The sequence below is a fragment of the Limnoglobus roseus genome (assembly GCF_008254045.1).
Lineage (GTDB): Bacteria > Planctomycetota > Planctomycetia > Gemmatales > Gemmataceae > Limnoglobus > Limnoglobus roseus.
Map to the genome: position 1 here is coordinate 935255 of NZ_CP042425.1, position 13520 is coordinate 948774.

The window sequence follows — 13520 nt, forward strand, 5'->3', positions numbered from 1 at the left end:
GTTCGCGGGGTGTTACCCTGCGGGGGAACGAACTGCGGAGAAGACGACATGTCTACGGCCACACAAACCCGCATGACTGCCGACGAGTTCCTGCAAAAGCACGTCCACGAGACCGGCATCGAACTCGTGGACGGACAAATCGTGAGGCTGCCCATGCCTGGAATCAAACACGGCGAAGTGTGCCTGAATGTTGGGGCGATCCTCCGCGACTATGTAAAGCGGAACCGCCTGGGCCGCGTTTGTTCGAACGACTCGTTCGTCCGGATCCGACCAGACGCCGTCCGCGGGCCGGACGTGCTGTTCATCAGCTACCTGACTTTGCCGGCCGACCAACCGGCACCAAAAGGGGCCATTTCCCCGCCGCTAGAACTCGTCGCCGAGGTACGGTCGCCGTTCGACACCGTGCGGGCCATGACGCGGAAGGCGGAAGAGTATCTGGACGCGGGGGTTCAGGTGGCTCTCGTGTTCGACCCAGAAACGTCGAGTGTGAGTGTGTTCCGTTTGAACGAATTTCCACTCCGCCTCGACAACGGCGACGAGCTCACCCTCCCCGACGTCCTGCACGGCTTTGCCGTGCCGGTGCGCCAGTTCTTCGAGTAATTACGGCCGCTTTTCCAGCGGGACATACTGCGCATCGACCTTTCCGACGAAGATCTGGGCCGGGCGGTAGATGCGGTTGCCGTTCAGTTGTTCCAGCCAGTGGGCCAGCCAACCGGCCGCGCGGCCGATCGCGAAGATCGGCGTAAACACGTCGGTCGGAATGCCGAGGCTCTGGTACACCACCCCCGAGTAGAAGTCCACGTTCGGGTACACGCCCTTCGCCCCGTAGATGCCGGCGGTGAGGCGTTCCAGTTCCAACGCGATCTCGTAGTTCTTCGGCCGGCTCGTTTCGGCGAACATGTGCTCGGCCAGTTCTTGCAGCACCGTCGCCCGCGGGTCTTTCACCTTGTACACTCGGTGGCCCAAGCCCATCACCTTGAACTTCGGGTCCTTCGCGAGCTTGCCGTCGAGCCACGGCTTCACGTTCTCGACGCTGCCGATCTGTTCGAGCATCAGCAACACTTCCTCGTTCGCCCCGCCGTGTAGCGGGCCGGACAGCGAGCCGATGGCCGAGGCGATCGTCTGGTACGGGGCGGCCAGGGTGCTGCCGGTCACGCGGGCGGTGAACGTGCTGGCGTTCATCTCGTGCTCGGCGTGCAGGATCAGGCAGGCGTCCAGCACCTTGCGGGTGGCCGGCGTCGGTTCCTTGCCGAAGACCATGTAGTAGAAGTTGGCCGCGTGGTCGAGGTCCGGCCGCGGGTCGAGGATTTCTTCGCCGCGGCGGGTGCGGGCGAACGCCGCCACCAGCGTCGGCATGGCGGCGGTAATTCGGCACGCCGCGTCCCAGTTCTTCGCGGCGTCGGTGACGTGCCGGTGCGGGTAGAACATGCCGAGGGCGCTGATGGACGCTTGCAGCGCCTCCATCGGGTGGCCGTTCGCCGGGAAGCACTTGATGATGTCTTTGAGCCGGTAGTGGATGGCCCGCTTCTGCCGCAGGTCTTGGTCGAAGTCGGCGAGTTGCTTCTGCGTCGGCAGTTCGCCCTTCATGAGCAGGTAGGCGGTTTCCTCGAAGCAGCTCTCCGTCGCCAGCACCTCGACCGGGATGCCGCGGTACTCCAACTTCGCCCGCTTGCCGTCGATGAAACTGATCGCCGATTTGGTGGCCGGCACGTCTTCGAGGCCGGGCTTGAAGTCTTGTTCGCTCATGGCAGTCTCTGGCGAGGGGAGTTGGTGCGGGTGGCGCTAGTCGTGGTTTATGGGTTCGCGGCACAAGTGGAAACCTGCGAACTCGTTGCCGTTGCGGTTCACTCGTCGCGAGCCGGGCCGTTCGGCCCCGGCACCACGCCGCCGCGGGGCGTACCGGGGTTGAACGTCTTCGGCCGGGCGACGCGCAGCACTTGCCGCAGCGGGGCCGGCGTTTCAACGTCACGGCAGGCACGGGCGGCCGTCGCGACTTTGACCAGGTGCAACCCGCCGCGGAAGATCACGAACCCCGCGAACAGGAACGGCCCAGCCGAGAACAGCCGCTTGTTGATGACGAACAGGCACGCCTCGCCGAAGAAGATCAGCCCGAGCAGCACCAGCGCCCACCCGGCCACCTCGCGAACCCACACGCTCATGACGACCTCCGGTAGAGAGAATGATTCACCACCGCGCCGCTCCCGTTGGCTCGGGTCGATGTCGTGAACTTGATTAGCCGTATACCGCTCCACAAGGCTGCGAACCCGACCGCCAAATAGCCGACGGCGGGGCCGCCCCGCATTTCACGGATGAACTCGCAGGCTACCCCGGCCACGATCAAGCCGACCAGGGCCAATCCCCATCCCAGTGCGAACAGGGTAAGCCAGAGGATGAGCAGAGCCCAGGCCTTTACTTCTCGCATCTTGCCCACGGCGCGCCCTCCAAGAAAGAACCCGGTGACGGGCTCACAACTACGGAACCCAGCCGGGCAACGCGGCGGCCTGCTTCACCCACGCCGCAAACTGCGCCTCGTCGAGTTCGTCGCCCTCGTGGATGTCGAGGTAGCGCGTGTCGTTGCTCTTGCTGGCACCGGGCGGGACCGGTTGCAGCGACGTGCCGCGGAAGAAGGCCACCTTGACGTAACGGGTGAAAACGTGGACCCCCAGGAACCAGCCCTGGCCCTCGATGCCGTACAACGGCGAGTTCCACTTCACGGCCTTGCTCACGTTGGGCACGGTCCGCACGATGAGCGCGTCGAGGAGTGCCCCGGTGTCGCGCTTCCAGCCCGGCATGGCGGCGATGTACGCCTGCACCGGGGCGTCGCCGTCCGCCTTCGCGATCTGCGGGTTGCCGCCGGAGAGGAGTTTCACCGGCTTGGCCTTCTTCGCCGGCGGGCCGTTCAGGGCCACCGCGGCCCTCACGAGCGCCTGGAACGCGCCCTCGTCGACCGCCTCCCCCTCGCGAATGTCGATCGCCCGTCGCGTGTTGCCTTCGAGGCTGGAATTGAAGAGTCGCGACGGGTCGGGGATGTCGGCCCCTTTCGCAAAGGTGAGCTTCACGACCGCCTTGTACGTCTCCCCGGTGCAGACGATCCCGTTGTGCGACCAGACCGGAACGCCCGCCATCCCGTTCGATGGCTTCTTCCACTTCCGCTCCTCGACCATCTCGGGGTCGGCCTTCAGGATCATCGCCCGCATGCGGGCCAGGGTTTCCTCTCGCCAATCCCCCGGCTCGCCTTCTCGCACCTCAATCGGCTTGGCTTTCGCAGTCTTCGCGGTCTTCGTGGCCTTGCCCGCCCCGCTGGCCCGAGACGCGCGATTGGCCTTCGGCTTCCCCGTGCCCTCCGTCATCATTCGTCCCTTTTGTGAGAGGTTTTTCCGGTCGCCCTCGCGAAAGCAAGTGTGGCGACCTCCGGAAGAAACAATTTCGCTCACCGCCGGCGGCTGTCGAGCAGCCACACGCCGAAGGCCACCAGCAGAATCGCAATCACGCCCGCGATCACCATGATTAAGCACGAGCGAAAGATCGCCGCCCCGACCCACGGCTTCACCGGGTCCGACGGCCGTCGCTTGAGCTTCGGCTTCGGCAGCAGCCGTCGCGCCCGGTACTTGCCCCACGCCCGCCACGTTTCCTGGCGGGCGGCCTCGCGGCGCATCTCGGCCCACCCGGCGTCGGCCAAGATCATCTGCGCCTCCGCCCGGTTGAGCGTCCGCAGCTTCCAGTACCAGAAGGCCAGCCGAGTCACGAACACCAGCACGCCGAAGCTGAGGACGAACAGCAGCCACCGGCTCGCCTGCGGCGGCATCGCCCCCTCCACACTGCCGAACATCCCCGCTTGACGCGGCCGGATCGGCGGGAGTTGGCGGAAGTCGAGGACCACTTCACTCAACCCGAGCCAGATCATCTGCCCGGCGATGACGACGGCCGCCGCAGCCACCATCAGTTGCGGCACTTCCTGCTCGGAGATCAGGGCCGGATCGCGCAGGTCCGGCTTGTCGCCGCGCTGGTAACGCAACTGCCGTTCGTCCGGCACGGCCATGTGCGCGAGACTGTAGACGCGGTACTGTGCGATCAGGTACACCACCACGGCCATCACCAGCAGCAAGTCTTGAATGCGGAAGTGCGTTTGCCGCGCGTCGATCGGGAACCCGCCGTTGATGGGGATTCCGAACGGCAGTGCCTGGAAGTAGGCCACCGACAGCACGCACACGACCGGCATCCCGACCCACCGCAGGCCGAGGGCCGTCAGCCCGATGGCGAACGGGACCGCCCCGGCGATCAGCGAGCCGCTCATCAGTTGGGCGACGAAGATCACCAGCAGGGCGGCCGCCGTGACAACGACGTAGGTCCGCACCCGTTCGTCGAGGAGGACGCGCCAGTAGGCCCAGATGCGGTTCTCGGGCTTGGGTTTCTTGCTCACCGACGGCTCCTCATCCCGCGGAGCCGGTCGATGCGGTCCAGCACCGCCCGCACCGGGTCGTCGAGCGTCACCCGCACCACGCCCGCGCCGAGGCGGGCCATTTCCGTCCGCAACTTCTCGTACCGCTGCTGGTAGCCGCGGGTCAGGGCGAGGTGGATGAACTTCCCCGGCTGCCGGTGGCTCAACGGCACGTCGAGGCGGACGGCTTTCGCCGTGGGCCGCTCGCCGTCGGCTTTCCGTGCCGCGGCCCCCGGCGGCGGCACGTCGTCCGGCCACGGCACCACGACCATCACGTGGTGGTGCCGACTGCGGGCCACCCGCACGGCCTTCAAGAGCGGGGCGATGTCGTCGCCGAGGTCCACGAGGTCGGCGAGGATCACGTACAACTCATTGTCGCGGGCGCGGGCCACCGAGCCGATGATCGCGTTGGCCAGCACCGTTGCCTTCGTCTCACAGCGGTAGCGGTACTGCCCGGCGTGGTCGTACAGCTTCGGCGGAATGCGGACGTGGTGGTCGGCCAGGAACCGGCCCATCCGCTCAGCATACGCCTCGTCGTCGCGGAGGTAGCGTTCGATCATGCCCGACGAGTCGCGGTCGAGGGCGACGAAGATCGCGGCCATCTGCTTCCGCTTCTTCGTCCGCACCTTTCGCGGGTTGAGCAGGCCGCGAATCCCGGTGACGAACCAGCCGAGGACGAAGACGGGGGCCGGCCAGAGCAAGATGAGGAGGAACGTGGCGAGCGCACCGAAGATGTTCAGCCACACGTCGCCGAACCGCGGCCGCAGTGCCATCGTCATCCGTACCACGGCGTTGAACGTCTGAAAGGCCGGGCGGGCGGCGATGCCGTTGACGAACAGGTAGCCGACGAACGCCAGGTACGGGTACCACGTGAAGATCGGCAGCACGAACAGCCAACCCCACCGCGTGTCGAGCAGCGGTAGCCAGTACATGCCCCACGGCCGCGCGTTCACTTCTTGATCGAACAGTTCCGGGTAAAGCTCCTGGGCGAGCGGGTAGGCCACGTCTTGCAGTTCGAGGTGTTCCCGCGGGCCGGGGTTCGGCAGCTTCGCCGCCGACTCCGCGAGCTTGCCGAGCAGGCGAATCGTGTGGACCTGCGTGCGGGCCGGGGCGAGTACGTCGCTGGTCGTTTCGTCGAACCGCGTCAGCCCGACGAGGTCGCGGGACGCAGCGGCGGCTTGCGCGATACCAGAGGCGGTCTCGGCGAGTTTGCCGACGGGCGTGTCGCCGGCCGGGCCGATCCGCACCGACTCGGACGAGTCGAGGAACAGCATGACCCGCACCGGCACGTCGCTCTCGAAGACCTTCGTGATGAGCTTGTCACGGCGGGCCGACGCCTTCCACGCGATCATCTTCGGCGGATCGCCGGGGATGTATTCGCGGAGGTCGAGCAACTCACCCCCGCCGCCGGCCCGCCGCAGTCGGTGCAGGCCGGGCGGCGGCAGCGTGTTGAACCGCTTGTCGGCCCGCTGCTTCCCTTCTTCGTCCGTCAGCGGCGGCAGCACCAACACGTCGAGCGGCGACCGCAGGAAGACGCGGCGGTAGAACATTCCGCCGAGGTCCGCGAGGCGAACTTCCACGCCCTCGAAGCGGAACAGCCCCGCGGATGAGGAGCGCAGTTCGTACTCGATCTCGACCGGCTCGTCCGGCTTCAACTCCGCGACGAGCCGGTTGCTGCCGGCCCGCACCTTCCGCCCTTCGGGAACGCGGTCGCGGAGGAACGCGAGCGGCCACCGCGACGATCCGCTGTTGGTAACGGTGATGCGAACCGTGCAGGGAGACTTCGCCCACGCCGACGCAACGGGCCGCCCACCCTGGAGGATTTCGCGCTCGATTTCGATGCGGGGAAGGGCGTGGCGGAAGCGGTAGGAGAAGATCATCCACTCGGCGAGGAACCACGCGACGAGGCTAACGCCGAGGATCGGCACGGCCGGAGCGAGGTCGCCGAGGCCGGTGAGGCCGAGGAGTGCCAGCACCATCGCGGCCGCGACCGTCCACCATCCGCGCGAGGTCAACAAGGGGGAAACTCCGGGGCGTTACCTGTGGTAGAACACGTCGCGGAACACGAAGATCGACACCCTGCCCGCCAGGAACACCAGCGACGCCATCGCGGTCCAGACCAGGGCCACGAATTGCGGCACTTTCGGGTGCAGCAATCCGTGCGGCGGCGGGGCACTCAGGATTCGGCGGGAGACGACGTATACGATCCCGGTTGCGGCTACCCACACGAGGAAGGCGAGAATCGCTCCGGTAAAGTCCATACCCCTCGCCTTCTTCGGGCCTGAAAGGCACGCTCTACCAGCCCAGGTCTTTAGGCCTGGGTACGGTGGCCCGCCACAACCCGTCCTGAAAGGGCGGTTCACGTATGAACGGCCCCCTTCAGGGCCGAAATCGCCTGTCATCCGTTACCCAGGCCTGACGGCCTGGGCTGACAGAACCGGCCCTTTCAGACCGGAAGACCGGATCTTGGCGAGCGGCCCGGCGTAAGCGGGCCGTGTCTTCGCGGAGGCAGACACGGCCCGCTTACGCCGGGCCGCTCGCCATTTTCATCGCAGGGTCGTCAGCACTTCGACTTCGCCGAGGATGTCTTTCACCACGTCACCCACATCGCGGCCCTCGATCTCGGCTTCCGGCCGCAGGATCAGCCGGTGGCCCAGCACGCCGAGCGCGACGGCCTGAACGTCGGCGTGCGTGAAGTAGTGGTGACCTTTCAGTGCCGCCCGTGCCCGCGCACAGCGCATGAGGCTCAGCGCCGCCCGCGGGCTGGCCCCCAGCGACACGTCGGGGTGCCGGCGCGAGGCTTCCGCCAACTGCACGATGTAGTGGTACAGCACGTCGCCACCGAAGATCGCCGGCAACTTCGATTGCAGGTTCAGGATCAGTTCCGGGTCGAACATCGGCTGCACGTCGCCGACCGGCTTGTTGTGCAACTTCAGCAAGTTCACTTCGTGCTCGAAGCCGGGGTAGCCCATCTCGACGCGGATCAGAAAGCGGTCGAGTTGTGCTTCCGGCAGTCGGTAGACGCCTTCCTGCTCGATCGGGTTCTGCGTGGCCATCACCATGAACGGCCGCGGCAACGGGAGCGTCTGGCCGTCCACCGTACACTGGTGTTCTTGCATCGCTTCCAGCAGCGACGACTGCGTCTTCGCCGGGGCGCGGTTGATTTCGTCGGCCAGCAGCACCTGGCAGAAGATCGGGCCGCGGCGGAGGACGAAGTCCCCCTTGTTGCGGTCGTAGATCGACGTACCCGTCACGTCCGACGGCAGCAGGTCCGGCGTGAACTGGATGCGCTGGTAGTCGCAGCCGAGCAGCTTCGCGAAGACCTTCGAGAGCGTCGTCTTCGCGACGCCAGGCACGCCTTCGAGGAGGACGTGGCCGCCGGCGAGCAGGGCGATGAGCAGTTGCTCGGTGACCTTGTCGGCCCCGACGACGACCTTCGAAACCTCGGCGACCACCCGCTTCATCAGGGCGCCGGCCTCCTGGGCCAGTTCCCGCGCGGGCAGGGTGCTTTCGTCGGTGATGACGGGTAGGGCGGGTGTCATCGCACTCATGCCGTCCCCCCCGCGGCGAACCGCCAGATGCTGTTCGTGTGAGCGTGGGCCAGGTCCGCGATCATGTCTTCGAGTTCCTCCAGGTCGTCCGGCGTGATGGTGGTTCGCCGCGGGGCGAAGGCGATTTCCCAAAGTCGTTCCAGGTCGGCGACGATCCGGCCGCGCGGCCGCGTCTTGCGGTCGGTTTCGATTTTCGGCATGCGGTCCGGGTCGGGGGCGGTCACGCCCCACTGGGTGAAGACGAACCGCAGGTGGTCGCGCAACGGCTCGAACAAGTTGCCCGATTGCAACAGGGCCAGCCGCCGCTCCGGGATCAGGCCACCGCCGCGGTCGGGGTCGATCCGCAGCCGCGGCACCTGATCGGGCGTCTGCCGGAGACTCCAACCGCGGGCCAGGACGTACCGCAACAGCACGGCACTGCCGATGATCGCCACCACGTAGAGCCAGTTCTCCTGAATCCGGTTCCGCGGGTCGTTCTGCTGGAGGACGTTCGGGAAGTCCCGCTCTTCGACCTTCATGACGAAGTCGTTGGCCACGTCGAGCGCTTTGTCCATCAGCAGCGGCAGCGGAATTTTCGGCAACGCCCCGGGCGGGATGCCCCCGGGTGGGATGCCCCCGGGCGGCGGGTTCGGCTGGTCAACGAAACTGACGCGGTCGAAGTCGGTGACGGCCTGGCCGTCCTCGACGAAGTAGCACATCTTCGGCCCCCGGCCGTGCAGTTGCTCGGTCAGGAACTTCGTGAGCAAGAAGGTGTAGACGAAGTTGGACGTCCGCTTGCCGTCCGGGGTGGCGGCCGTCATCAGGCCGTTGGAGAACATCGCCCGGTCGGCGTAGACGAGGGCGGTATACGGCAGGTCGGGATCGCTCCGCACGGCCAGCGGTAAGAGAAATCGCCGGCCGTCGGCCACTTGGTTGGCGAACCGGGAGCCGGCCGGAAACCGGGCGACCTCGGTGTTCAGCACGCCGTCGCCCAGGTCGAGGGCGTGGGGCCGGTTCGTCGCCAGTGTCACCGGCATTCCGACGTTGAACGCCGCGATGCCCGTCGGGTCACCGACCCGGACTTGTGCCAGCGGCGCGTCCGCGTTGCCGCCGAAGCAGTTAGCAGGGTCGTCGCACCGAACGCTCGCGACCGACACCGTCGCGCCGGCAATGTTCGGGAAGAATCGCCCGAGGCCGCCCGGCCGGTCGGGAAGGATCAGCAACGCCCCGCCCTGCGGCAGGACAGTGTCACGAATCACGGCGATGGTCTGCTGGGGGAGATTCGTCGTACCGACCACGACGACGAGCGTATTCGGGACGACGTGTCTCAGTTCCGCTTGTGGCGTGAAGCCCTGGTATTTCAGCAGTCCGCGGAGGATGTCCGTATCGTTGGCGCGGATGCCCTGCGCATCCGCACGGGGGGCGAAGAAGACCAGGGCGGCGAGAATCCCGAAGGCGGCAGCCCTCATGCGCTCACCCCGGCCAGGCGGCACAGGCAGCGGCGGGCGTCGGCCAGCGCACCCGCCGACAGCGGTTCGCCCGGCGGCGTGTAGCGGGCCAGTTCGTACAGCTTCGCCAGTTCGTCGGCGATCAGTTCCGAGTGCGGAATCTGTTGCCGCAGTGCCCGCGCGATGGTCTCGTGGTTCCAGACGCGGGCGGCGTCGCCGCAGAGCAGCACCGAGAGGTATTCGAACGCCTTCACCAACTCCTCGCGGCTGTTGATCGTTCGCGGGTCGACCGGCCAGCGGTTGAGCGCCCGCACCCCGGCTTCGGCGGCCGACTCCCGCCGGGCGAGCATCGGCCAGAACTTCCAGGCGAGCAACGCCCCGACGGCGATCACGACGAGCAGGATGACCGGCAGCCAGGTGCCGCCACCCCCGCCGCTGAAGCCCCCACCACCGCCACCACCACCCCAGTTCCAATTCCAACCACCGCCGCCACCGCCTCCGTGATTGCCGCCCCAGTTACCGCCGTTGTTGCCCCCCCACTTCGGGAAGTCCCAACCGCCGCCGCCCCAGTCACCCCAGTCCCACTTCTCGCCCTCGAAGTTCATCTCCTTCATCCAGTCGCCGAAGTCGTCCTTGTTGTTGCCGTTGCCGTTCTTGTTGAACTCGTCGAGCAAGTCTTTCCAGTCGCCGTTGCCGAACCCGCCGTCCTTGCCGGCGGCGAACAGTTCCAAGATCGCGTCCCGCACGGCCGGCGTGTTGTTTAGCGGGCCGACGTTCTTCTCCCACGCCTTCATGAACTCGGCCGCGTCCGGGTTGCCGCCCATCGGCGGGTCGAACGGCGGTGGCTTGAACCCGTTCATGTCCCAATTCTGGGGTCGGCCCATGCCGCCGGGGGGCGGGAAGTCGATATTCCCTTCCCGCGGTGGTTGTGGCAGTCCCGGCCCCGGCTGGGGAGGCGGTGGCGGCTGAAAAGGCTGCCCGTTGAAGCGCGGCGGCGGTGGAGGTCTGTCGAAGCCGGGCGGCGGGGGAACAGGTCTATCGAAGCCGGGCGGCACGATGTTTTTCGGGATCGGCGGGTTCTGGCCGTGTTCCTTGAGGAAGTCGGCCCACTCACCCTTTTGGTCGCCGCGGTTCTGCCACTGTTCGAAGAATTTCTGCCACTTCTGAAGGTCTTCCGGATTCCCCGGAAGGCCTGCCAGGGCGGCGAGTTGTTGCTTCAAAGCCTGAATCTGTTCCGGCGTGACCTCGCCCCGGTCCGGCGGTTGGCCGAACGTCGTGCCCGCGCACAGGCCGAGCGCCAGGACTGCCGTCAGGAGCGTTCCGCGGGCCGTCATCGTCCGCCTCCTCCGGTGGGTACGATCTTACTGATGGCGTAAGACGCCTGCCGTCGCACGTCCACGTCGTTGTCCTTGAGCAAGTCCAACAGCGTCGGCAGAGCGGTCCGGGAGGGAGAACCGATCAGTGCCAAAGTATACGCCGCCGCCGCCCGGCGTTCCGCCACGGCGTCCTTGAGGGCTGTCGTTAGTGGTTCGACGCTCGCCGGGCCGATCTTTGCCAGGGCGTTCGCTAAATTGCCGCGAACGTCCGGGTCGGCATCCTTCATCGCGTCGATGAGCTGGCGGATGAGGGCCTCGTCCGTGGCCGAAGTGGTGACCTGGACGGGGCTAGCGGCCAGCGAACAAGCGATCAGGACGGCAGGCAGCACGGCACCCTCGCGGTTGGCGGCAGGAATGGCCCCTGCCCTATTGTGCGGGACGACCCGCACGACCGCAAGAGACGGAATTGTCACGAATGTTGATAAACCTTCGCATGGCCCGGGTGTACCACCCACCCGTCAACCGCGTCCTCGGCCGGTTCGAGGTCGAGGACATCGTCCTCGGCGTCTTCTTCGACCGCAACCTCTCGCCGGGCAACGCAGTGGTTCGCGATGATGAGGAAGCCGCCGTACCAGAGCCAGGTGAAGCGGAAGAGGTTGTGGCCGAAGTTGCCCATCAGCAGCAGCATGAACACGCTCATGCCGACGGCCGACGAGAGTTGGAACAGGAACTCGTTCGCCGCCTCCGGCTCCTGCTTGCGCACCCGCTTGATCCGCCGCAGGTTCGACCAGAAGCCGTACAGCAGGAAGAGGAACGCGGACACGCCGAGCGCGCCCAACTCGCCGGTGAGCTGGCCGTAGAGGTTGTGCGACTCGATCTTGCTCCGCGTCGCCGGCCGCCACGCACCGGGGCCGACGCCGTTCAGCGGGTTGTCGCCCCAGAGGGCTAGCCCCTTGAACAAGCCCTCGATCCGCCCTTCGCCGGACTCGCGGGCGTTGGCCGGGCCGGCTTCCGAGTCCACGATCGTTTCGAACCGCGTTTGCAGCGACTCTGGCAGGGCCATGAACACCACCGGCGACGCCCCGGCCGCGAGCAGCATCCACAGCCACGCCCGCCGCACGCGGATCAGCGTGAGGACGCCCCAGATGACCAGCCCGATGAGCGACCCCCGCGACCCGGTGAGCAGGATGCACAGCGAACAGAGGCCGAGGAAGCCGAGGAGCAAGAGTCTCCCGCGACGGCCGCCGACCCCGCTGCGCCAGAGGGCCGGCACGAACGGCAGGGCGAACAAGATGCTCGCCCCGAAACTGTTCGGGTCACCGAGGGTACTGTCCACGCCGATCATCCGGGCGATGCCCATGCGATAGGTGTGCCGCCCGCCGATGTACTCGCGCAGCGAGTGCAGCAGGTACAGTCCCATCACCGCGACGAAACCGACGACCATCTTCTTCAGGGTTGCCTCATCATGGACCGTGGTAACAAGGAGCACGTAGAAGACGACGACCTTGAACCAGTCTTCGACGATCGGCTGCCCCTGTTCGCTCCACGTGCTCATGACCCAGCAGGCCAGCACCGCGAACGCGAAGTAGGCGTAGGCCGCCTGTTGGCGGTTCGGCAGGAACCGCTTGCCGGGGTAGATCAGCCACACGGCCATCGTGCCGAGCATGTAGAAGCGTTCGAAGTGCAAATCGCCGAGGATCGGCCAGACCTCGAACGGCCGGTCGATGAACAAAAACATGTATCCGATGAGCAGCCAGTGCATGGTGCCCGATCGTAACCCGATTCGGGGCCGCCCGAAAAGATCAATCGTGCCGGTTCTGCCGATCGCGGGAGGTGGGGAAGTTCAGTGGCGAGGCCGGTCGGCGTTCAGATCATTCCGCAAGGCGATAAAACCAACAGTGGCGAGCGGGGGGCGTACGCCCCCTGATTCTCGTTGGAGTTCCTCACAAAATCAGGGGGCATACGCCCCCCGCTCGCCGGATCGAGAACCCTCATGCGTCGAACACTCAGCGGCAAGCGGGCCATCGTCACCGGCGCGTCGGGCGGCATCGGGAAAGCCATCGCGAAAGCTCTCGCGGCCGCTGGTGCTAAGGTCGCGCTCGCGGCCCGCACCGCGGACAAGCTCGCCGCCGTCGCCGCGGAGATCGGCGGCAACGCCCTTGCCGTGCCCGCCGATGTGACGAAGCCGGCCGACCGCGAGAACCTCATCCGCACAACGGTCGCGCAGTTCGGCGGCCTCGACCTACTCGTGAACGTCGCCGGCGTCGGTGCGTGGGGGCACTTCGCCACGTCAACCGAGGCGATCAACCGCGAAGTCCTCGAAGTGAACTTCTTCGCCCCGACGGAACTGATTCGCCTCGCCGTGCCGCACCTGGCGCGGGGGAATCAGCCGGCGATCTGCAACCTTACGTCGATGTGCGGCCGCCGCGGCATGCCGGCGTGGCCGGAGTACAGCGCCAGTAAGTTCGCCCTCGTCGGCCTGACCGAAGCCCTCCGCGGGGAGATGGCTCGGTACGACATCGACGTGGTCACCATTGTCCCCGGCCTCACGGCCAGCGACCTGAACCGCCACCTGTTGCGCAACGACGGCAAGGCCGACATCCCTTATGATAAGGGCATGTCCCCGGAGTACGTCGCCGGCCGCACGGTGGACGCGATCTGCCGCGGCAAGCGCGAAATCCTCCTCGGCCTAGAGGCGAAGAAGATTCTGTTGATCAACCGCTTCGCCCCACGGCTCGTGGACCGCCTCATCGCCCGCGCCGTGAAGAAACTCTACCAAAAGAATTAG

13 protein-coding genes and 1 pseudogene are annotated in these 13520 nt (G+C 66.6%); 2 read left to right on the top strand and 12 right to left on the bottom strand.

Annotation, left to right across the window (positions count from 1 at the left end; translation table 11 throughout):
- The first annotated feature begins 48 nt into the window (after window positions 1–48).
- The gene (locus tag PX52LOC_RS03735) at window positions 49–600 is read left to right on the top strand and encodes a Uma2 family endonuclease (protein ID WP_149108825.1); all 552 of its coding nucleotides are present in this window, start codon (window positions 49–51) and stop codon (window positions 598–600) included.
- Here the strand turns inward: PX52LOC_RS03735 and PX52LOC_RS03740 are convergent, their stop codons facing one another.
- From PX52LOC_RS03740 to PX52LOC_RS03790, 12 genes and pseudogenes are all read right to left on the bottom strand, one after another.
- A complete protein-coding gene (locus PX52LOC_RS03740; protein ID WP_149108826.1) occupies window positions 601–1746 on the bottom strand; it encodes a citrate synthase in 1146 nt (381 codons plus the stop codon).
- A gap of 98 nt (window positions 1747–1844) precedes the next feature.
- Window positions 1845–2159, bottom strand: a complete 315-nt coding sequence (locus PX52LOC_RS03745) for a hypothetical protein (protein WP_149108827.1) — start codon at window positions 2157–2159, stop codon at window positions 1845–1847.
- A 312-nt stretch (window positions 2160–2471) separates the two neighbouring features.
- Window positions 2472–2921, bottom strand: coding sequence for a DUF1801 domain-containing protein (locus PX52LOC_RS43680; RefSeq protein WP_390637616.1), 450 nt, complete (start codon window positions 2919–2921; stop codon window positions 2472–2474).
- A gap of 45 nt (window positions 2922–2966) precedes the next feature.
- Window positions 2967–3353 (bottom strand): annotated as a pseudogene (locus PX52LOC_RS43685) (DUF1801 domain-containing protein); the annotation flags it as partial.
- Between the two features lie 77 nt (window positions 3354–3430).
- The gene (locus PX52LOC_RS03755) at window positions 3431–4420 is read right to left on the bottom strand and encodes a hypothetical protein (protein WP_149108829.1); all 990 of its coding nucleotides are present in this window, start codon (window positions 4418–4420) and stop codon (window positions 3431–3433) included.
- Complete coding sequence (locus tag PX52LOC_RS03760) at window positions 4417–6456, bottom strand: DUF58 domain-containing protein (RefSeq protein ID WP_149108830.1); 2040 nt, start codon at window positions 6454–6456, stop codon at window positions 4417–4419. The genes PX52LOC_RS03755 and PX52LOC_RS03760 overlap by 4 nt, the downstream gene beginning before the upstream one ends.
- A gap of 18 nt (window positions 6457–6474) precedes the next feature.
- Entirely contained in the window at window positions 6475–6699 is a 225-nt protein-coding gene (locus tag PX52LOC_RS03765) for a hypothetical protein (RefSeq protein ID WP_149108831.1), read from the bottom strand.
- A 285-nt stretch (window positions 6700–6984) separates the two neighbouring features.
- Complete coding sequence (locus tag PX52LOC_RS03770) at window positions 6985–7989, bottom strand: AAA family ATPase (RefSeq protein WP_149108832.1); 1005 nt, start codon at window positions 7987–7989, stop codon at window positions 6985–6987.
- Window positions 7986–9437, bottom strand: a complete 1452-nt coding sequence (locus PX52LOC_RS03775; protein WP_149108833.1) for a hypothetical protein — start codon at window positions 9435–9437, stop codon at window positions 7986–7988. The genes PX52LOC_RS03770 and PX52LOC_RS03775 overlap by 4 nt, the downstream gene beginning before the upstream one ends.
- Window positions 9434–10750, bottom strand: a complete 1317-nt coding sequence (locus PX52LOC_RS03780) for a hypothetical protein (protein WP_149108834.1) — start codon at window positions 10748–10750, stop codon at window positions 9434–9436. The genes PX52LOC_RS03775 and PX52LOC_RS03780 overlap by 4 nt, the downstream gene beginning before the upstream one ends.
- On the bottom strand, window positions 10747–11121 hold the full coding sequence (locus tag PX52LOC_RS03785) for a HEAT repeat domain-containing protein (RefSeq protein ID WP_149108835.1): 375 nt from the start codon (window positions 11119–11121) through the stop codon (window positions 10747–10749). The genes PX52LOC_RS03780 and PX52LOC_RS03785 overlap by 4 nt, the downstream gene beginning before the upstream one ends.
- An 80-nt stretch (window positions 11122–11201) precedes the next feature.
- The gene (locus PX52LOC_RS03790; protein WP_149108836.1) at window positions 11202–12494 is read right to left on the bottom strand and encodes an O-antigen ligase family protein; all 1293 of its coding nucleotides are present in this window, start codon (window positions 12492–12494) and stop codon (window positions 11202–11204) included.
- A gap of 231 nt (window positions 12495–12725) precedes the next feature.
- Here PX52LOC_RS03790 and PX52LOC_RS03795 point away from each other — a divergent pair, with 231 nt between their 5' ends.
- Complete coding sequence (locus PX52LOC_RS03795; protein WP_149108837.1) at window positions 12726–13520, top strand: SDR family NAD(P)-dependent oxidoreductase; 795 nt, start codon at window positions 12726–12728, stop codon at window positions 13518–13520.

Bases quoted from the DNA above. Each gene is read 5' to 3' on its own strand.
- PX52LOC_RS03735 (WP_149108825.1), top strand. From the start codon at position 49: ATGTCTACGGCCACACAAACCCGCATGACTGCCGACGAGTTCCTGCAA.
- PX52LOC_RS03740 (WP_149108826.1), bottom strand. From the start codon at position 1,746: ATGAGCGAACAAGACTTCAAGCCCGGCCTCGAAGACGTGCCGGCCACC.
- PX52LOC_RS03745 (WP_149108827.1), bottom strand. From the start codon at position 2,159: ATGAGCGTGTGGGTTCGCGAGGTGGCCGGGTGGGCGCTGGTGCTGCTC.
- PX52LOC_RS03765 (WP_149108831.1), bottom strand. From the start codon at position 6,699: ATGGACTTTACCGGAGCGATTCTCGCCTTCCTCGTGTGGGTAGCCGCA.
- PX52LOC_RS03770 (WP_149108832.1), bottom strand. From the start codon at position 7,989: ATGAGTGCGATGACACCCGCCCTACCCGTCATCACCGACGAAAGCACC.
- PX52LOC_RS03775 (WP_149108833.1), bottom strand. From the start codon at position 9,437: ATGAGGGCTGCCGCCTTCGGGATTCTCGCCGCCCTGGTCTTCTTCGCC.
- PX52LOC_RS03780 (WP_149108834.1), bottom strand. From the start codon at position 10,750: ATGACGGCCCGCGGAACGCTCCTGACGGCAGTCCTGGCGCTCGGCCTG.
- PX52LOC_RS03790 (WP_149108836.1), bottom strand. From the start codon at position 12,494: ATGCACTGGCTGCTCATCGGATACATGTTTTTGTTCATCGACCGGCCG.
- PX52LOC_RS03795 (WP_149108837.1), top strand. From the start codon at position 12,726: ATGCGTCGAACACTCAGCGGCAAGCGGGCCATCGTCACCGGCGCGTCG.